General features: G+C 66.1%; 10 protein-coding genes. 8 read left to right on the top strand and 2 right to left on the bottom strand.

Annotated elements, in window-relative coordinates:
• Positions 1-3 precede the first annotated feature (3 nt).
• Positions 4-1,149 carry a GGDEF domain-containing protein gene (locus tag NCS67_RS25600; RefSeq protein WP_250437155.1) on the bottom strand — a complete coding sequence of 382 codons (1,146 nt, stop codon included), beginning with the start codon at positions 1,147-1,149 and terminating at the stop codon, positions 4-6.
• Positions 1,150-1,446: 297 nt separating this feature from the next.
• Here NCS67_RS25600 and NCS67_RS25605 point away from each other — a divergent pair, with 297 nt between their 5' ends.
• The 7 genes from NCS67_RS25605 to NCS67_RS25635 all read left to right on the top strand — a co-directional run bounded on the left by NCS67_RS25605 (position 1,447) and on the right by NCS67_RS25635 (position 8,119).
• A complete protein-coding gene (locus NCS67_RS25605) occupies positions 1,447-2,142 on the top strand; it encodes an RNA polymerase factor sigma-70 (protein ID WP_008347629.1) in 696 nt (231 codons plus the stop codon).
• A 37-nt stretch (positions 2,143-2,179) separates the two neighbouring features.
• Positions 2,180-2,425 carry an MbtH family protein gene (locus tag NCS67_RS25610; RefSeq protein ID WP_008347630.1) on the top strand — a complete coding sequence of 82 codons (246 nt, stop codon included), beginning with the start codon at positions 2,180-2,182 and terminating at the stop codon, positions 2,423-2,425.
• Complete coding sequence (locus NCS67_RS25615) at positions 2,425-3,423, top strand: TauD/TfdA family dioxygenase (RefSeq protein ID WP_008347633.1); 999 nt, start codon at positions 2,425-2,427, stop codon at positions 3,421-3,423. The genes NCS67_RS25610 and NCS67_RS25615 overlap by 1 nt, the downstream gene beginning before the upstream one ends.
• The gene (locus NCS67_RS25620) at positions 3,420-4,235 is read left to right on the top strand and encodes an ABC transporter ATP-binding protein (RefSeq protein WP_250437156.1); all 816 of its coding nucleotides are present in this window, start codon (positions 3,420-3,422) and stop codon (positions 4,233-4,235) included. The genes NCS67_RS25615 and NCS67_RS25620 overlap by 4 nt, the downstream gene beginning before the upstream one ends.
• 94 nt (positions 4,236-4,329) lie before the next feature.
• Positions 4,330-6,414 carry a Fe(3+)-hydroxamate ABC transporter permease FhuB gene (gene fhuB / locus NCS67_RS25625; RefSeq protein WP_250437157.1) on the top strand — a complete coding sequence of 695 codons (2,085 nt, stop codon included), beginning with the start codon at positions 4,330-4,332 and terminating at the stop codon, positions 6,412-6,414.
• Positions 6,411-7,169: a siderophore-iron reductase FhuF gene (fhuF, locus tag NCS67_RS25630; RefSeq protein WP_250437158.1), complete on the top strand. Its 759-nt coding sequence runs from the start codon at positions 6,411-6,413 to the stop codon at positions 7,167-7,169. The genes fhuB and fhuF overlap by 4 nt, the downstream gene beginning before the upstream one ends.
• A complete protein-coding gene (locus NCS67_RS25635) occupies positions 7,166-8,119 on the top strand; it encodes an ABC transporter substrate-binding protein (protein WP_502801874.1) in 954 nt (317 codons plus the stop codon). Before fhuF ends, NCS67_RS25635 begins: the two co-directional genes overlap by 4 nt.
• Before the next feature lie 30 nt (positions 8,120-8,149).
• Here NCS67_RS25635 and NCS67_RS25640 read toward each other — a convergent pair whose 3' ends face one another.
• Positions 8,150-9,892: a cyclic peptide export ABC transporter gene (locus NCS67_RS25640; RefSeq protein WP_250437159.1), complete on the bottom strand. Its 1,743-nt coding sequence runs from the start codon at positions 9,890-9,892 to the stop codon at positions 8,150-8,152.
• 209 nt (positions 9,893-10,101) lie between these two features.
• Here NCS67_RS25640 and NCS67_RS25645 point away from each other — a divergent pair, with 209 nt between their 5' ends.
• On the top strand, positions 10,102-19,644 hold the full coding sequence (locus NCS67_RS25645; protein ID WP_250437160.1) for a non-ribosomal peptide synthetase: 9,543 nt from the start codon (positions 10,102-10,104) through the stop codon (positions 19,642-19,644).
• Positions 19,645-19,662 lie beyond the last annotated feature (18 nt).

Below are 19,662 nucleotides of genomic sequence, written 5' to 3' on the forward strand. Positions count from 1 at the left end.
TGTTCAGACGGCGAGACCGGCCGATTCCCGCACGGCCGCAAGAACGCGGCGGCTCTTGCCTGCGCGCTTGGCTTCGTAGAGCGCGTTGTCGGCGTCGCGCAGCACGCCGTCGAGTTCGTCGTGATGATGATCGAACATCGCGACGCCGATGCTCACGCCGATCTCCAGCATCGCGCCGGCATCGGTGACGAAGGGCTTCGACAACTCGCGCACGATGACATCCGCGAGCGCGAGCGGATCGGCCTGCGGCGGCGTGACGATCACGAACTCGTCGCCGCCGAGCCGCGCGACCAGCGATCCTTCGCCCGACAGATGCCGCAAACGGCGCGCGACCAGCGCGAGCAGCGTATCGCCGATTTCGTGGCCGTGGGCGTCGTTGATGGCCTTGAAGCCGTCGAGATCGAGATAGAGCAGGGCGGTGTGCTCCGGCGCGCTCGATCGGACCGCCCGGAAAAGACCCGCGCGGTTGAGGAGCCCGGTCAGTTCGTCGTGGCGCGCGCGGCGATCGTTTTCCTGTTCGGCTTTCATCGTGGAGACGAGCATGCCGTTCAGACGCCACGCGGCGGCGCTCATCGCAAAAAGATAAAACGGGATTTGCAAAAGCGTGAGCCAGAGCGTCGGCTCGCCCGAGAGCACCGCGCCGATGCAGCACGGCCCGAGCGACAAAAAGATCATCACCGCGACGAGACGCGGCGCGCCGAAATTGCGGAAGCAGATGCCGCCGACCATCGCGGCGGCGGACAGAAACGACAGCGTCGCGGCGACCCAGTCGCCCGACAGCACGGAGACCAGCGCGCCGTAGCCGACGGTTGCGCCCCAAAGCGGCGCGAGAAGCACGTAGGTATCCGTCAGCGTCGATTTGCGCTCGCGCGCGCGGCGTCGCGCGACGACGAGCACGACGAGCCGCACGAGACACACGGCGATTTCGAGCGCGAGCCAGATGTGGAAAGCGGGCGTCGGATGGCGGCTGTCCAGCACCCACGCGACGGCGACCGTGTTCAGCACGCCGCCCGCGAATATCGGCAGCGTGCCGAACAGGCTTCCGACGAGGGCGACGCGGATCGCGCGGGGAATGTCGGCTCCCGCGTGCAGCAACCACGTCGCCGCACGTCCGCGCGGCAGGGTGAACACCTCAGTTTGTTGTTCCATATCGGGCTTTTCGCGTCACGGTCGGGCCGGACCACACTGCGGATAACGGTCGTTCGCATCGAAACTTTAGTAGGCCGCCGCTTAACAACGTCGCGCAATCGGTTGGGAACAGGCGATAAAAAATAGTTATTCGCGGCGTGTTCTTGACTTTTTGTCCGCTTCGCGCGCGCCCATATCCGCTCGGGGAATCCGTCCGAATCGCGCGAAACCTTACGACCTGCTGTCACGTAGGGCTTTATTGAGAACGATTCGCGTTTACGTTAGCTTCGCGACTCCTACGGAAGTGGAGCACGATTTATGGCTTACATGCACATACAGCCGGCATCGTCGAAGCGTTCTTCGACCTCGCCGCCGCCTTCGAATCTGCCTCTCGATGCTTACTGGCATCGGCGCGAACCCGCCGTCGCGCGTCCGGCGCCGCCCGAGCGCGAAGCCACCGGGCGCAGCCTGCTCGATCTCGCCATCGCCAACCGGCAGATGCTCGTGAACATGGCGCGCGGCGTCGTCGGTTGCGCGAGCCGTGCCGAGGACGTGGTGCATGACGTCTTCGTCAGTCTCATCGACTTGCCGCAGCAGGACGCCGTGCGTCAGCCGATGGGCTACATCGCGCGCATGGTGCGCAATGCGTCGATCGACGCGTGCAGGCGGCAAAGCCTCGAAAACATCTATCGCGCGGACGAGGAGGACGGCCTCGACGTGCCCTCGCACGAACTCTCGCCCGAAGCGCGCGCGCAGGCCCGCGATACGCTGCACCGCGTCTGCGATGCGCTCGCGCAGTTGCCCGAGCGCAATCGCGCCGCCTTCGAAATGGTGCGGCTGCGCGACGAGACGCTGCAAAGCGCAGCGCGCGCGCTGAACGTCTCGCAGACGCTCGTGCACTTCATGGTGCGCGACGCCCAGCAACATTGCGCCGCTTGCCTCGACGCGCGCGAACGCAATGTCGCGTGTCCGGCGTTCGTCGGCGGTAAAAAAGCGCGCCGCTCATCCGTCTAGTCGATATAGGCCAACTCGCAGAGAGAGAGACATCACCATGTCGCAACAGCAGAACCACGCAGCCGACGATCTCGTCTACACGGTCGTCATCAACGACGAAGAGCAGTATTCGATCTGGCCGACGTTCCGCGACGTGCCCGCGGGATGGCGCGAGGCCGGCAAGCGCGGCGCGAAGGCCGATTGCCTCGCGTACATCGAACAGGTCTGGACCGACATGCGCCCCGCGAGCCTGCGCCGTCACATGGACGCCATCGCCACACAAGCCCGCGCGAGCCTGAACTGATGAGCGCGCTCTCCGTGACCGCGCCCGCGCTCGCCGATCTGCGGATCGAGCCGGGCTTGCCGGTCGTCGTATCGCCGCGCGCGGGCGTCGATCTGTCGCTCGCCGATGCCGCGCCGCTGCTGCATTCGATCGTCGCGGAATCGCTCGAACGCGCGGGCGGCGTGCGCTTCACCGGCTTTCGCGTCGAGTCGATCGAGGCGTTCCAGCAATTCGCCGCGTCGTTCGGCGATCCGCTGATCGGCTACGAATTCGCCTCGACGCCGCGCAGCCAGGTCGAGGGCGCGGTGTACACGTCGACGGAATATCCGCCGCATCGCTCGATTCCGCTGCACAACGAGCAGTCGTACACGCGCGAATGGCCGATGCGCATCTGGTTCCACTGCGCGCTCGCGGCGCGTGCGGGCGGCGCGACGCCGATCGCCGACAGCCGCGCGGTGTATCGCGCGCTCGGTCCGGCGCTCGTCGAACGCTTCGCGAAGCGCGAGCTGCTGTACGTGCGCAACTTCGGGCAAGGACTCGATCTGCCGTGGCAGAACGCGTTCGGCACGGACGATCCGCGCGAGGTCGAGCGCATCTGCGCGGCGCGCGGGATTGCCTGCGCGTGGCGCGACAGCGACGACGGCGAACTGCTGCTGCGCACGGAAGAGCGTTGTCAGGCGGTCGCGCGGCATCCGCGCACGGGCGACATGGTCTGGTTCAATCAGGCGAATCTCTTTCATCTTTCCGCGCTCGACGACGACATGCAGGAAGCGCTCGTCGATGCCGTCGGATTGGAAAACGTGCCGCGCAACGTCTTTTACGGCGACGGCGCGCCGCTCGAAGCCGATGCGCTCGCCGAGATCCGCGCGGTGCTCGACGAAAAGCGCATCGCATTTCCGTGGCTCACCGGCGACGTGCTGATGCTCGACAACATGCTGACCGCGCACGCGCGCGATCCGTTCGAAGGACCGCGCCGCGTCGTCGTGGCGATGGCGCAGAGTTACCGCGAGGCGCGATGACATTGCCCGTGGCGCTGCGCGCGCGTTCGTTGACGGTCGCCTATCGCGACGACGTCGTGCTGGAAAACCTCGACATCGATATCGCCGAAGGGCGCGTCACCGCGTTATGCGGACCGAACGGCTGCGGCAAGAGCACGTTGTTGCGCACGCTCGCCGGTTTGCAGGCGGCGCGCGCGGGATCGGTCGACGTGAACGGCAAGCCGCTCGCATCGATGCGCCGCCGCGCGCTCGCCCGCACGCTCACCATGCTCGCGCAGTTCAATCAGATTCCGGCGGGACTCACGGTGCGCGAACTCGTCGCCTACGGACGCTACGCGCACGGCGGCTGGATGCGCGGTCTCACGCGCGCGGACCACGCGGCGATCGATGCGGCGCTCGACGCGAGCGGACTCGTCGACGATGCCGCGCGCGATGTCGCCGCGCTTTCCGGCGGCGAGCGTCAGCGTGCGTGGATCGCGATGGCGCTCGCGCAGGAAGCGCCGATCGTGCTGCTCGACGAGCCGACGACGTACCTCGACATCCATCATCAGCTCGACATCCTGCGGGAATTGCGGCGGCTCAATCGCGAGCGCGGACTCACGATCGTCTGGGTGCTGCACGACCTGAATCAGGCGGCGGCGTTCTCCGACGAAATCGTGCTGATGCGCGCGGGGCGTATCGTCGCGCAAGGCTCGCCCGAAGCGATGATCGATCCGCGTCATTTGCTGGAGACTTTCGGCGTTCGCATGCTGCGCGTCACGCATCCGCAGACGGGCGCGCCGATGTGCGTGCCCGCTTACGATGGCGTCGAAGAACGGAGCATCGCCGCATGACGACGCTCGCGACTCGCCGCCGCCTGCATCGCGCGCATTCGTTCTGGGCGCGCGTGTCGCTCGCCATCGATCTGATCGCCGGACGCCGCACGACATGACGACGCTCGCCACGGCAAACGCATCGCGGCATCGCGTGGCCGCGCCGAATCGCGCGGGCGCGATCGCGTGTGCGTTGATCGCGCTGATTCTCGCGCTGGCCGCGCTGCGTCTCTATCCCGAACTGCGCGCGTGGCTCGATGCGCCATCGGGCACGGATGCCGCGCGTCTCGCGCATGTCTTTCTCTTCGATCTGGGCGCGCCGCGCGTGGCCGCCGCGCTCGTCGCGGGCGGCTGTCTCGCGGTCGCGGGCACGCTCTTTCAGGCGCTGACGCGCAACCCGCTCGCCGCGCCCGATCTGCTCGGCATCACCGGCGGCGCGCAGCTCGGGCTGCTCGCGGCGATGATCGCGCCGGAGGTGGTCGGCGCGGCGTCGGTGCCGTTGCTGTTCGTCTGCGGGCTCGCGGCGGCGGGTTGCGTCGCGGCCGCGGCGGGCGGCTGGCGCGCGACGCCCTTGCGCCTCGTGCTCGCGGGCAGCGTGTGCATGCTGCTTTTTTCCGCGATCTCGACGCTCTTGCTCGCGTTCTTCGAGCAGACGGTCGTCGGCGCGTCGCTGTGGGCGAGCGGCAGTCTGTATCAGCCCGGCGCGACGGGATTGATGTCGGCGCTGCGCTGGCTCGTGTTGCCGCTTCTCGCGCTGCCGTTCGTGATGCGCCCGCTCGATCCGCTCGCGCTCGGCGACGATGCCGCTGCCGCCGCCGGCGTGAACGTCGATGCGACGCGTCTCTTCGCGATGACGGTCGCGGTCGGCTTCGCGAGCGTCGCGGTGGCGATCGCGGGCCCGCTGTCGTACGTCGGGCTGATCGCGCCGAATCTGCTGCGTCACCTGCGCGGCGCCAAAGCGTCGAAGCTCGCGGCGCTCGTGCCGCTCTCCGCGCTCGCGGGCGGCGCGCTCGTGCTCGCGACCGACAGCGCCGTGCTCGCGCTCGATCTCGATTCGACCTTGTCGACGGGCGTCGCGATCGCATTCGTCGGCACGCCGCTGATGCTCGCGATGATCAGGAGCGGCGCGGCGTGGTCCGGCGCGCTGCACGCGGGCCAGGCGCGCGAATCGGCGCGGCGCGGCATGGGCGCGGTGCGGGCGTTGTCCGCGTGGCCGTCGCCTGCGCTCGCCGCTTTGCTCCTCGCCATCGGATGCGCGGTGCTCGCGATCGGCGCATCCATCGGTCCGACGATGCTCGGCCCCGCGCGCTGGATCGATGCGCTCGCGCACCGCGACGACATCGCCCGCATGCTGCTCGAACTGCGCGTGCCGCGTCTTTTGTGCGCGTTGCTCGCGGGCGCGCTGCTCGCATCGAGCGGCGTGCTGATGCAGAGCATCGTGCGCAATCCGCTCGCCGGACCGGAAGTGCTCGGCGTGACGCAAGGCGCGGGTCTCGCGACGCTCGCCGCGCTGATGATCTGGCCGCTCGCCGGGCATCTCTTTCTCGCGGCGGCCGCGTTGACCGGCGGCGGCGCGACGCTCGGCATCACGCTGCTTTTCAATCGGCGGCATCGATACGCGCCGCTCGCGGTGGCGTTGACGGGCATCGTCATCGGCACGTTATGCACGACGCTCGCGCAATGGCTCATCACGCAGCAGAGCGTGCAGCCGGCGCGTTTTGTCGTGTGGCTCGTCGGCGGCACGTATGGGCGAAGCTGGGGCGAAGTCGCGACGATCCTGCCGTGGTGCGCGCTCGCGCTGCCGGTGCTGGCGTTGCTCGCGCGTCCGCTCGATCTGCTCGCGCTCGGCGACGAACAGGCGCTGGCGCTCGGCCTGCCGATCGCGCTCCTGCGTCCGCTCGTGCTCACGGTCGCGACGCTCGCCGCGTGCGCGGCGGTGGCGGCGGTCGGGCCGGTCGGCTTCATCGGCCTGATGGCGCCGCATCTCGCGACGATGCTCGGCGCGCGCACGCACGGCACGCGGCTCTGGCTCGCGGCATTGCTGGGCGCGCTCGTGCTCGCCGCCGCCGATCTCGCCGCGCGCACCCTGCTCGCGCCGCGTGAGATTCCGGCGGGCGTGCTGACCGCGCTGATCGGCGCGCCTTACATGCTGGCGCTGCTCGTCATCGAAACGCGTCGCGAGAAGGGCCGCGCGCGATGACAGAGCAAGCGCGTTCCTTCGCCGAATTCGCGCCGCCCGAGCTTGCGCCGTATCTGCAGAACGTGTGGCTCGGCAAGCCGGACGACGATGCACAACGCATCGCGCTGACATCGCTCGCCGATCATCGCGATGCAATGCTCGCCGCGATGATCGCGCTCTATGGCGGCGATGCCGCGCTTCATGCGCGCGCGCTGCTGTCGCAATGGAGCAAGTACTACTTCGGCCTCGCGGCGCCCGCGGGCGTGGCGGCGGCGAGGCTGCTCGGGCGTCCGCTCGATATGTCGCCCGAACGCACGCATCTCGTGCTGAAAGAGGGCATGCCCGCCGCGCTTCATTTCGATGCCGATGCATTGCGCGCACCCGATGCCGATCCCGCGCGCCGCTATGCGAGTCTCGTCGCGCATCTGGACCGCGTGATCGGCATGATCGCGGGCATGACGAAGATCGCACCGCGCGTGCTGTGGAGCAACGCGGGCAACGTGCTGGACTATTTGCTCGCGAATTGCCGGTCGATTTTCAGCGATGCCGATATCGACGCGGCCTGGCTCTTTCGCGCCGGCGATGCGAATCCGCTGCGCACGCCGATCCGCGATGCGACGCCGCGATCGACGCTTCTGCCCAACCCGTTTCGCGCGCGCCGCGTATGCTGCGTGCGCTATGAGATTCCCGGAGAGACGCAACTGTGCGCAAGCTGCCCGCTGCTTTTGACGATGCGCGACGAAGAACTCGCTTTGCAAGACGCCATCTCTCGATAGCGCTTGGAGCGTGTCTGTGCATCGCGTTCTCCGGTCAGCGCGCGCTCGCCTGCGCGCCGCTCGCCGGCAATCCGACCGTGTCGCAATTCAGCAAGACGATGCCTGCGCGCCCGTTGCGCATCGTCGTGCTCGAATTCATGTTCGCCGAAGACGTGGCCGCGCTCGACATGACGCCCGTCGGTGTCGTCGATCCCGAGTATTACGACGGCTGGATCGGATACGACAGCGCGCGCTTCGAAGGCGTGCCGACGGTCGGCACGCGTCAGGAACCGAGTCTGGAAGCGATCGCATCGACGCGGCCGGATCTGATCATCGGCGTGGGTTATCGACATGCGCCGATTTTCGTGGCGCTGGATCGCATCGCGCCGACGGTGCTGTTTCAATTCAGCCCGGATGTGCAGAGCGGCAAAGCCGATGGCGCGCGCACGCAGCTCGAATGGACGCGCAGCATCTTTCACACGATCGCGTGCATGACAGGACGCGAAGAGCAGGCGCGCATCGCCGATGCCAAGCTCGATGCGGGACTGGCTCGCGATGCCGCGCGTCTGAAGGAAGCGGGTTTGACGGGCACGCGCTTCGCGCTGTTGCAAGACCTCGGCCTGCCCGACCGATACTGGGCTTATACGGGTAACAGCACGGCGGCGGGCGTCGCGCGTGCGCTCGGCGTTCATCTGTGGCCTGAAAAGCCCACGCGCGAAGGCACGGTGTATGTGACGTCGGCGGACTTCCTGAAGCGGCCGGATGTGGCCGTGCTGTTCGTGACGACATCGAATGCGGCGACGTCCGTCGATGCCACACTCGATTCGCCGATATGGCGCTTCGTGCCCGCGAAGAAGGCACAGCGCGTGACGCTCGTCGAACCGAATATCTGGGGATTCGGCGGGCCGATGTCGGCGTTGAAGCTCGGCGACATGATTACCGAAAAGCTGCTTGCGTTGCCGAAGCATTGAAAAAACGGGGCCTTGCGCCCCGTTCATCGTTCAACCCGATGTGCCATTCGCCTGAACGTCGAGCGTTGCCGCTCTCACGCCGCCGCCGCGCGTCTCGTTCACGACCATTCCGTTCTCCAGCTTCAGCACGCGATCCGCGATGGAGAAATAGCGGTCGTCATGCGTCACGACGATGACAGTCTTGCCACGCGCACGCAACTCCGGCAACAACTGCTCGTAGAACACCGCTTTGAATGCCGGGTCCTGATCGGCGGCCCATTCATCGAAGAGATAGAGCGGACGGTCTTCGAGATACGCGACCACCAGCGCAAGCCGTTTGCGCTGACCTGTGGAAAGCGAGCGCGTCGAGAACGCGCCATCGACGACCTTCACCTTGTGATCCAGCGACAGCTTCGCGACGAGCGCATTCGCGCGGGCATCCGCGGCCGCGCGCGACGCATCGTTCGGATCGACGATGCCGAGCAGCGCATCGAACAGATGGAAGTCGTTGAACACGGCAGTGAAACGCTCGCGATATGCAGCGCGATTCGTTGCATCGACCGCGACGCCATCGACTTCGATCACGCCCGATTCAGGCTCATAAAGGCCTGTAAGCACTTTCGCAAGCGTGGTCTTGCCGCTGCCGTTTCCGCCGACGATGAACACGAGTTCACCCGGCCTGAACGTCAGATCGACGGGACCGATGCGGAACATGCGCTCGTCGCGTTCATGGAAATACGAGTGCGCGACGCCGCGCATGGTGAGCGTGTGAAAGCCCGCATCATCGGCGGAGGAAACAGAAACAGAAGACACGCGCAGACTGCCGAATTCCGCCATCACCTTCTCGATGCGCGCCAGCGAAACGCGCGCCGCGTTCAGCGTGGGAATGTTGTTGAGCAGACCATCGAGCGGCACCAGCATGAACAGAAACACGACAACGTAGCCTGCTGTCGCGCCCGCATCCGCGCGCACGCCGAGCGATGGCCAGAACGCCGCAGCACCGAGAAAGCCGTAGAACAGAAAGATGATCCAGCCCACGCCGATCGCATAGGCGCTGAACGCGCGCCGCCGATGATCGCGCACTTCGCCGATTGCCGCGCCGAGTTGTCCATCGACGAACTGCTGCGAGCGCGCGCGATGCAGCTTCAATTCCTTCGCGCCCGCAAAGAGCGCGCCGAGATAGCCGAACAGCTTGTCCTGCGATTGCCCGGCCGCTTCGAGCGAAGCGATCGCGCGCTTGTCGCCGAGGTGATAGCCGAGCGATCCCGTGATGATCGCCGCGAGCGCGAGCAGGCAAACCGGCCACGACAGCCACGCGAGACAGCCGAGGCAGCCGAACACGATCGATCCGTGCATCACGATGTTCGGCAACGCGAAGAAGAGCATGGAGACATTGGTGGCGTCGTCGGTCAATACGGACTGAACGGGCGCCGCGCCGATGCGCTCGACATCGCGCAACTCCGCCGCCGCCACGCGCCGCGCGACATGCTCTCGCAGTTGCGCCATCGTGTCCTGCGAGAGCCGCGCGAACAGCACGCCCGATACGACGCGCGTGAAGAGCGCGATGACTGCGCACAACGCAAAGCGCCAGGCGAGCGCGCCATCGGCGGATGAAGGCGTCGATAGCGCGCGATTGAGCGTCGCGACGAGCATCACGCTCGCGATGCCGTTCATCACGCAGGCGACGAGCGCCACCGCGAATGCGCCGCGCGAGCGCTTGAGCAGCGCGAGGATGAGGCGCGCAGCGGGCTTCTGCGTGGCGGAAGAATCTAAAGGCTCGTGGATAGCAGTCATTGGCAGGGCATCACTGAACTGAAGTCGGAAAGCGGCGCTGAACGCACCTCTACATAGAGACGTTTCAGCACGACGAATCTTTAGCGCATGAAAAGCGGTAAAAATTTTTTCGCGCGAATCGTCATCCCGAATGAAGCCGCATTTTCAGCGGCCCACGTTCGTGCCGCAGCTTTTCCGGATGCGGCCGGAACCCGAAGGAATTCATGCCGATGACGAGTTTTCCGACCGCGCTGCATCTTCGTATCAAGGCACTCGCGCGCCTTCAACCGGATGCGCCCGCCCTCGCATTCAATGCACATGACGACGCACGTCTCACACGCGGCGAACTGGATGCCCGCGCGTCGCGGCTCGCGGCGCGCCTGCGCGCTGCGGGCGTCGGCGCTGAAGTGCGCGTCGGCGTATGCGTCGAGCGTTCTTGTGAATTGTTCGTCGCGCTGCTTGCCGTGCTGAAGGCCGGCGGCGTATTCGTGCCGCTCGATCCGCATCATCCTGCCGCGCGTCTCGACTGGATCGCGAACGATGCGCGCCTCGCGCACGGCATCGTCGATCGACACGCCGACGATGCGATGCGCGCGCGCTTCACGCGATGCTTCGACGTAGAGCAAGACATCGCCGATGCGCCCGCGCTCAACGACGCTGCGCCCGTGCATCCGCGCGCAGCCGCGTACATGATTTACACGTCGGGATCGACGGGCACGCCGAAGGCCGTCGTCGTCGAACATGGCCCGCTCGCCGCGCATTGCGATGCACTTGTGGCGGCGCTCGGCATCGGCGAGGGCGACAGCTTGCTGCACTTCGCATCGGTGAACTTCGATGCGGCGCACGAATGCTGGCTCGCGCCGCTGGCCGTGGGCGCGCGCGTCGTCATCACGGCGCCGCCGCCGTTCGCGCCCGAAGCAGCGCATACGTTGATCGAACGTGAACGCGTGAATGTGGCCGCGTTTCCGCCTGCTTATCTGCGCGAATTCGCTTCCGTTGCCGAGCGCAAAGGCGTGCCGGCCTCGTTGCGCGTGCTCGCGTTCGGCGGCGAGGCGCTGCCGCGTGAAGCGTTCGCGCGCGTGCGTCGTGTATTCGCGGCGCAGCGCCTCATCAACGGATATGGTCCGACGGAAGCCGTCATCTCGCCGATGCTCTGGCCCGTCGAGCCGCACGTCACGCCCGATCTCGACGATGCCGATGCGTATGCGTCGCTGCCCATCGGACGCGTGATCGGTCCGCGTGTCGCGCGCATCGACGATGGCGAGTTGCTGCTCGGCGGCGCGTGCATCGCGCGCGGCTATCACGGTCGCGCTGCGCTCACGGCGGAGCGTTTCGTGCCCGATGCTTCCGGCGAGCCGGGCGCGCGCATCTATCGCACGGGCGACCTCGCGCGCGAACGTGCCGATGGCGCCTACGACTATCTCGGCCGCATCGATGACCAAGTGCAGATTCGCGGCGTGCGCGTCGAGCCTGCGGAAATCGCCGCGTGTTTGCGCGCGCATCCATCCATTCGCGACGCAGCCGTGCTCGCCGATTCGACGAACGGACGCGTGCAACTAACCGCCTGTTTCACGCCCGCACATGAAGCTGTAAGCGATGCCGCGTTGAAGGCATATCTCGCGGAACATTTGCCCGCAGCCTGGCAGCCGCATCGGTATGTGAGGCTCGCGCGCCTGCCCTATACGTTGAACGGCAAGCTCGATCGCGATGCGTTGAAGAAGCAGGCGGATCGCGCAACGTCGATGTCGCGCGACGCGGATTACATCGAGCCGGCGACCGATACCGAACGCCGTCTCGCGCAAACTTGGCAGCGCATTCTCGACCATGCCGCGCCCATCGGACGTGCTGATCGCTTCTTCGAACGCGGCGGCGATTCGCTCGCGGCGATGCAGTTGCAGGCGGCGATCCGCATCGACTGGCGCGTGAATCTGCGGCTCGATACGATCTTCGACGATCCGCCGCTGCAAGCACTGGCCGCATCGATCGATGCGAGCGAGAAGGAGGCGAGCGACCCGGTCATCGTGAGAAGCGTGGTTTCGTCGGATGCGCCTTATGTCGATCGCGCGGCATCGTTCGCGCAGCAGCGCTTCTGGGTGCTCGCGCAAACGCGCGACGCGGGCGCGGCGTATCACGTCGCGGGTCGTTGGGACATCAGCGGCAGGCTGGATGCAAACGCATTGCAACGCGCGCTGGATCATTTGATCGAACGCCACGAGGCATGGCGCACGACGCTCGTCGAGAACGAAGACGGCGTCGTCATGCAGCGCATTCACAAGTCCTTGCCGGTGACGATTCAGCGTGTGAATCACAGTTCGAATGCTGATGAAGAACGTCACGCGAGCGAAGCGTTCGACTTGTCGAATGGTCCGCTGTTGCGCGCGACGCTCGCATCGTCCGGCGATGAATCGCACCGGCTGATGCTGGCGGCGCACCACGCGATCACGGATGGCTATAGCTCGCGCATCGTCTTCGATGAACTCGCGCATGTTTATAGCGCGTACGCGCAAGGCCAAACGCCTTCGCTTGCCGCGTTGCCGATTCAATACGCGGATTACGCGCAGTGGCAGCGCGAACTCGTCGCGGGTGAAGAGGGCGCGCGTCAGCTTCGCTTCTGGCGCAAGGCGCTCGATGCCGCGCCTGAACCGCTCGCGCTTCCTTTGGATCGCGCGCGTCCAGCCGAACGCGATCATCGCGGGCAACGCGTAACGTTGCGCTTGTCCGCCGATACGTCGAACGCATTGCGTCAGCTTGCACGCACGAAGCACGCGTCGCCGTTCGTCGTGTTGCTGAGCGCGTTCGACGCGTGGCTTCATCGGCTTACGGGCGCAAACGATTTCGTTGTTGCGACGCCGGTCGCGCATCGGCAGCGGCCCGAGACGGCGGCGCTCATCGGCCTGTGCCTGAACACGCTGGCGTTGCGTGCGCGCGTCGATGCGGCTCAAACGTTTTCCGATCTGATGGAAGCGACGCGCATTCATGCGCTCGATGCGTTCGCGCATCAGGACGTGCCGTTCGATCGCGTGCTCGATGCAGTGAAGCCGCCCGTCGCGCGTGGCGACGAGTGGCTGCGCGTGAAGCTCGCGCAGCAGTTCGATGCAGCGTTGACATCGACGTTGCCGAACGCATCGGCGATTGCAACGCCCGGCCCCGATCTCGCGGCGCGTTTCGATTTCGCGCTCGACTTCACCGACGATGTTCGCGGCATCGAACTCGTCGCGGCTTACGCGTGCGATTGCATCGATGAAGCCACCGCGCGCGCATGGCTTGCGAGCTTCGCGACGCTCGTCGCGGATGCGGTGCGCGATCCGTCGCGCCCGATCACATCGCTCGATTGCATGCCCCAGCGCGACGTGCAACGAGGCCGCGCACTGAACTTCGAAGCCGACGATATCCTCGCGTTGATCGCGCATCACGCGAGCGCGACGCCTCATCGCATCGCGCTTGCGGACGCGCATACGCAGATCAGTTACGCCGAACTCGACGACGCATCGAACCGCATCGCGCTCGCGTTGCGTCATAAAGGCGCGAAGGCGGAGCAGGCGGTCGCGGTGTGCATCGAACGTTCGGTGCGCTTCGTCGTTGCGTTGATCGGCGCGATGAAGTCGGGTGCCTATGCGGTGCCGCTCGATCCGTCGATGCCGCACGCGCGCATCGATGCCGCGATCGACGCATGCGGCGCGCGTTTCGCGCTCGTCGCGATGAACGACGACAACGCGCCGCGCGCGCTCGGCAATGCTCAACTGCTCGATGTCGATACGCTCGCGCACGATGCATCGCTCGCGAATGCCGCCGTGCAGCGCGTGCAGCTTGCGCCTGCGCAGACCGCTTATGCCATCTTCACGTCGGGCTCGACGGGCACGCCGAAGGGCGTAGCGGTGCCGCATCGCGCGCTCGCCGACTACGTGCAAGGCATGCTCGATGAACTCGCGTTCGCGCCTGGCGCATCGATGGCGATGGTCTCGACGGTCGCCGCCGATCTCGGTCATACGACGCTCTTCGGCGCATTGTGTTCGGGACGCACGCTGCATCTGTTGCCTGCTCGATGCGCGTTCGATCCGGATCGCTTTGCCGCAGAAATGCGCGTGCGCGAAGTGGGCGTGCTGAAGATCGTGCCGAGTCATCTGCACGCGCTGCTCGAAGCGCAGCATCCTGCCGATGTGTTGCCGTCGCATGCGCTCGTGACGGGCGGCGAGTCGTTGCCGTGGGCGCTGGTCGATCGCGTGAAGGCGTTGAAGCCTTCGTGCCGCGTCATCAATCACTATGGTCCGACGGAAGCGACTGTCGGCGCCATTGCGTGCGAAGCGTCTGCATTCGCCGACGATGAACGCAATGCGCAGAGCGTGCCGCTCGGACGCCCAATGCCCAATGCCGAGGCTTATGTTCTCGATACATCCGGCGCGTGCGTGCCGCCGGGCGGCATCGGCGAGTTGCATATCGGCGGGCCGGGCGTTGCGCGCGGTTATCTCGGACGCGCCGCGGCGACAGCGGAGCGCTTCATGCCGCACCCGTTCGTGCGCGGCGAACGCCTTTATCGGACCGGCGATCGCGTTCGTCTGCTCGCGGATGGACGTATCGCCTTCCTCGGCCGTCTTGACGATCAGGTGAAAATTCGCGGCTATCGTGTCGAGCCGGGCGAAGTGAGCGCGGCATTGCGCGCGATCGAAGGCGTGGCTCAGGCCGAAACATTGCCCGTCGATCGCGATGGGCGTCTCCAGCTTGTCTCGTTCGTGACCGGTTCCGCGCAAGACGATTCGACGTTGCGCGATGCGCTCGGCGCGCGCCTGCCCGACTACATGGTGCCCGCGACGATCGTCATGCTCCGCGCGTTGCCGATGACCGACAACGGCAAGATCGATCGTGCAGCATTGCGCAGCATCGCATCGAAGCCGGTCGAATCCGTCGTAACGAGCGATACGCCGCGCGGCGACACCGAGGAAGCCATCGCCTCGGTATGGCAGGACGTGTTGAAGGCGAAGCACGTCGGGCGCGATGACAACTTCTTCGAGCTTGGCGGCGATTCGATTCTCGTGCTGCAAGTAATCGCGCGTCTGCGCAAGCGAGGCCTTCGCGTCACGCCGAAACAGGTTTTCGATAACGCGACAGTCGCGCAACTCGCGCTAGTCGCGAAGCCTGTCGACACGAACGAAGCGAAAGCGCCTGTCGTCGCGACGAAACAGGCGGATGGAAGCGCAGCGTTGACGCCCGCGCAATTGCGCTTCTTCGCACTCGACATTCCGCAGCGCGGGCATTGGAATCAATCGGTGGAATTCGACGCGAATGCATCGTTCGATCTCGACGCCTTTGCGCGCGCGTTGGATGCGCTGCTTACGCATCACGCTATCTTCAGGCAACGCTTCGAGCGCGATGGCACGACTAACGCATGGCGCATCGTGCGGGCATCGAAGGCATTCGATACGCTGCCGCTCGCAGCCGTCGCCGCGAACGATGAAACGGATGCGCTTGCGCAGTTCGATGCGATTCAGCGCACGCTCGACATTTCGCACGGGCCGCTCGCATGCGCGCTCGTTGCATCGCTTGCGGACGGACGCACGAAGCTCTATCTGGCAATTCATCATCTGATCGTCGATGGCGTGTCGTGGCGCATCCTGCTCGACGATCTGTCGAGCGCATATCAAGCGGCGCAGTCGCGCGGCACCGCGAGTCTTGCGCGTACCGGCGCGACGGCGTCGCAATGGGCCGCGCGCCTTGCGGCAGCCGCGCGTGACACACACTCTCCCTTCGCAGACGAGGCGAAATACTGGATCACCACACTCGCTGCGGGCGATGACCTGCGTCTCGATCATCCGCAAGCGAAGGCAACGAACGCAGACGCCGCGGTCATCGAACAGACGCTCGAAGTCGATCTCACGCGTGCCGTGCTCGCCGATGCCAACCTCGCCTATCGCACGCAGACGATCGAACTGCTGATCGCGGCGCTTGCTCATGCGACCGGCGCGACGTGCCGCATGGAGCTGGAAGGACATGGCCGCGAACCGCTCTTCGACGATATCGACGCAAGCCGCACGCTCGGATGGCTGACGAGTCACTATCCGGTTTCGATTCCGGTGCTGGCATCGCCGATCGAAACGCTCGCAGCCGCGAAAGACACGCTGCGCGCAGTGCCGAACAAAGGTCTCGGCTTCGGCGTGCTGCGCCATTTCGGCGACGATGCGACGCGCGCTTCGCTCGAAGCATTGCCGCGGCCGCGCGTGACCTTCAACTACCTCGGTCAGTTCGATTCGCTCGATTCGCGCGACGCAGCGTTCACGCCGCGCTTCGGCGGCGCGGGTTGCGAGCGCGATCCTTCCGGTCCGCTCGGCAACGCGCTCGCGATTCACGCTTATGTCGCCGATGGAGCGGAGCGCACGCTCAGGCTGCATTGGGTCTACGGCGCGACGCAATTCGAACGCGCGACGATCGAGGCGCTTGCGCAGCGATTCGAGGGCACGCTCGCCGATATCGTCGCTGCATGCGCCGGGCGCATCGCGATGAAAGGCGCAGGCGCGACGCCGGGCGATTTCCCGCTCGCCCGCGACGGCGGTTTGACGCAAGCGGCGCTCGAACGCCTGCCTGTGGATCTGCGCAGCATCGCCGATATCTATCCCCTCTCGCCGATGCAGCAGGGCATCCTGTTCCACTCGCTGTTCGCGCCTGGGCAGTCGACGTATGTGAATCAGTTTGCCGCAACGTTGATCGCTCCCGATGTAGACCGCCTGCGCGCGGCCTTCGAGGCTTCCGTGCCGCGTCACGACATCCTGCGCACAGGCTTCACCGCCGATGAATCCGCGCCGATGCAGATCGTGCATCGCCAGGCGCGCTTGCCTTTCGATGTAATCGACTGGCGCGAACGTAGCGATGCATCCGCCGCCTTCGAAACGTGGCTCGCCGACGATCGCGCGCGCGGCTTCGATCTTGCCGCGCCGCCCCTGATGCGCGTCACGCTGATTCGCGTCACCGACGATGAATGGCGCATCGTGTGGACGCGTCATCATCTGCTGCTCGATGGCTGGAGCACGGCCCGCATGTTTGCGGATGTCCTGCGCGACTACATCGAGCCGCCGCGCGCGCAGCCGTTCGTCGCGCACGCGAAGAAGCGTTATCGCGACTTCATCGAATGGCTCGCGACACGCGATGCGCAAGCCGACCAAGCGTTCTGGACCGACCGTCTCGCACGCCTCGGCGAACCGACGCGCATCGCGCAGCGCGAAGCGAGCAAGGCGCCGACACTCGACGATCATCGCTCGTGGCGCGCGTCGCTCGACCCTGCGATGACCGCGCGTCTCACCGACGCCGCGCGCCGTCTGCGCGTGACGCTCAACACGCTCGTGCAAGGCGCGTGGGCGCTCGTGTTGCAGCGCAAGACGCATCAGGCGAGCGTGGCGTACGGCGCGACGGTCGCAGGCCGCCCGGACTCGCTCGCCGATATCGACGGCGTACTGGGACTCTTCATCAACACGTTGCCGGTGATCGCCGAGCCGCTGCCGCAACGCGCCGCGTCCGCATGGCTGCGCGAATTGCAAGCGGATAACGCCGCAGCCCACGAACACGCTCACACGCCGCTCGCGGATATTCAACGCTGGGCAGGTCAAGGCGGCGGTGCGTTGTTCGACACGCTCGTCGTATTCGAGAACTATCCCGTCGATGAAGCATGGGCCGGCCGCGACGAACGCGCGCTAAAAATGCGCGCGTTGCGCAACATCGAAGCGACCGACTTCGCGTTGACGCTCGTCGTGGAGGCGGGCGAAGCTATCGTCATCGACTATGGATACGACGCGGCGCGTCTGGATGAATCGCGTGTGGCGGCACTGCATCGCGCGCTATCCACATGTCTCGACGCATTTGCGACGAACCCCGATGTGCCGCTCGGCACGATCGCGCTCGCGGATGACGTCGCGCGTTTCAATGCGACAGCGCGCGCATGGAGCGATATCGAAAGCCTGCCACTGCATCGGCAATTCGAACGCATGGCGAACGCCGCGCCCGATGCCATCGCGCTTGAGATGATCGCGGTCGACGGCATTGTGAATCGCATCACGTATGCGCAGTTGAACGAGCGCGCGAATCGCGTTGCCGCTGCGTTGCTTGCAGCGGGCGTCGCGCACGACACGGCGGTCGCGCTGTGCGTCGAGCGTTCGTTCGACATGGTCGTTGCACTGTTCGGCGTGTTGAAGGCGGGCGCGGCGTATCTGCCGATCGATCCAGATTACCCGGCGGATCGCATCGCCTATCTGCTCGACGATGCGAAACCCGCTGTCGTGTTGACGCAAACGCACTTGCGTGCGCGCGTGGAGTCGGTTGCTTCGACGGCGCGCGTGTTCGATGTCGATGCGCTCATGCAAGGCGACGCGACGCTCACTGCGTCCATCGACGTCACCGACGCGCATCTCGCGTATCTCATCTACACGTCCGGCTCGACCGGCAAGCCCAAAGGCGCGGGCAACACGCATGGCGCGCTGGCGAACCGTATTGCGTGGATGCAGGACGCCTATCGCCTGACGCGCGACGACGTCGTGTTTCACAAGACGCCGTTCGGTTTCGACGTTTCCGTATGGGAGTTCGTATGGCCGCTCGCGACGGGCGCGAAGCTCGCTATCGCCGCGCCCGGCGATCATCGCGATCCGGCGCGGCTCGTCGCAGCCATTGAGGCGCATCGCGTTAGCACGCTGCATTTCGTGCCGTCGATGCTCGCGGCGTTCGTCGCGCATATCGACGAGTTCGGCGATGGGAAGCGCTGCGCGAGCATCGAGCGAATCGTCGCGAGCGGTGAAGCGCTTGCGCCCGAGCTCGTCGCGCGCGTCGCGAGGCTCTTGCCGAACGCGCGGCTCCACAACCTCTATGGTCCGACCGAAGCCGCCATCGACGTATCGCACTGGACGTGCAGCGCGGGCGATATCGAATCCGCTTCCGTACCTATCGGTCATCCGATCGCGAACCTGCAACTGCATGTGCTCGATGCAGCGCTTCATCCGGTGGCCGCGGGCGGCATCGGCGAACTCTATCTCGGCGGTGCGGGACTCGCGCGCGGCTATCTCGGACGGCCGTCGCTGACAGCGGAGCGCTTCGTGCCCGACCCGTTCGTCGCGGGCGCGCGACTGTATCGCACGGGCGATCTTGCGCGCCGCCGCGACGATGGCGCGCTCGACTATCTCGGCCGCATCGACACGCAAGTGAAGCTGCGCGGACAACGAATCGAGCCGGGCGAGATCGAAGCGCTGCTGCGCGCCGAGCCGGATGTGCGCGATGCGGTCGTGATCGTGCGCGACGAGCAGTTGATCGGCTACGTCTCATGCGCGGCATCGGAGACCTTCGATGAAAGCGCCGTGCTGAATTCGTTGCGTTCGCAACTACCTGCGTACATGGTGCCCGCGCGTGTGATGGCACTCGACGCGTTGCCGGTCACGCCGAATGGCAAATGCGACCGCAACGCGCTGCCGGCCCCGGCGCGAACGCAACGCATCGTGACGGCGGCGCGAACGCAGACGGAACGCGAACTCGCCGCAATCTGGCAGCGCGTGCTGCGAGTGGAGGCCATCGGCCGCGACGACGATTTCTTCACGCTCGGCGGCCACTCGCTGCTCGCGACGCAAGCGAACGCTCAGGCCAATCTGCACTGGTCGCTCACGTTGCCGCTGCGCACGCTGTTCGATGAACGCACGCTTGCGCGCTGCGCCGCCGCGATCGACGCCGCGCAGGCTTCACGCGATGAAAAGGGCGGCGCGCATGACGCCGCGAGCGTCATCGATGCCTTGCTCGATGAACTGGAGACGCAATGAAAACCGCAAGTCAAAGAG

Source organism: Caballeronia sp. ATUFL_F2_KS9A (assembly GCF_023630765.1).
In the GTDB taxonomy this organism is placed as follows: domain Bacteria; phylum Pseudomonadota; class Gammaproteobacteria; order Burkholderiales; family Burkholderiaceae; genus Caballeronia; species Caballeronia zhejiangensis.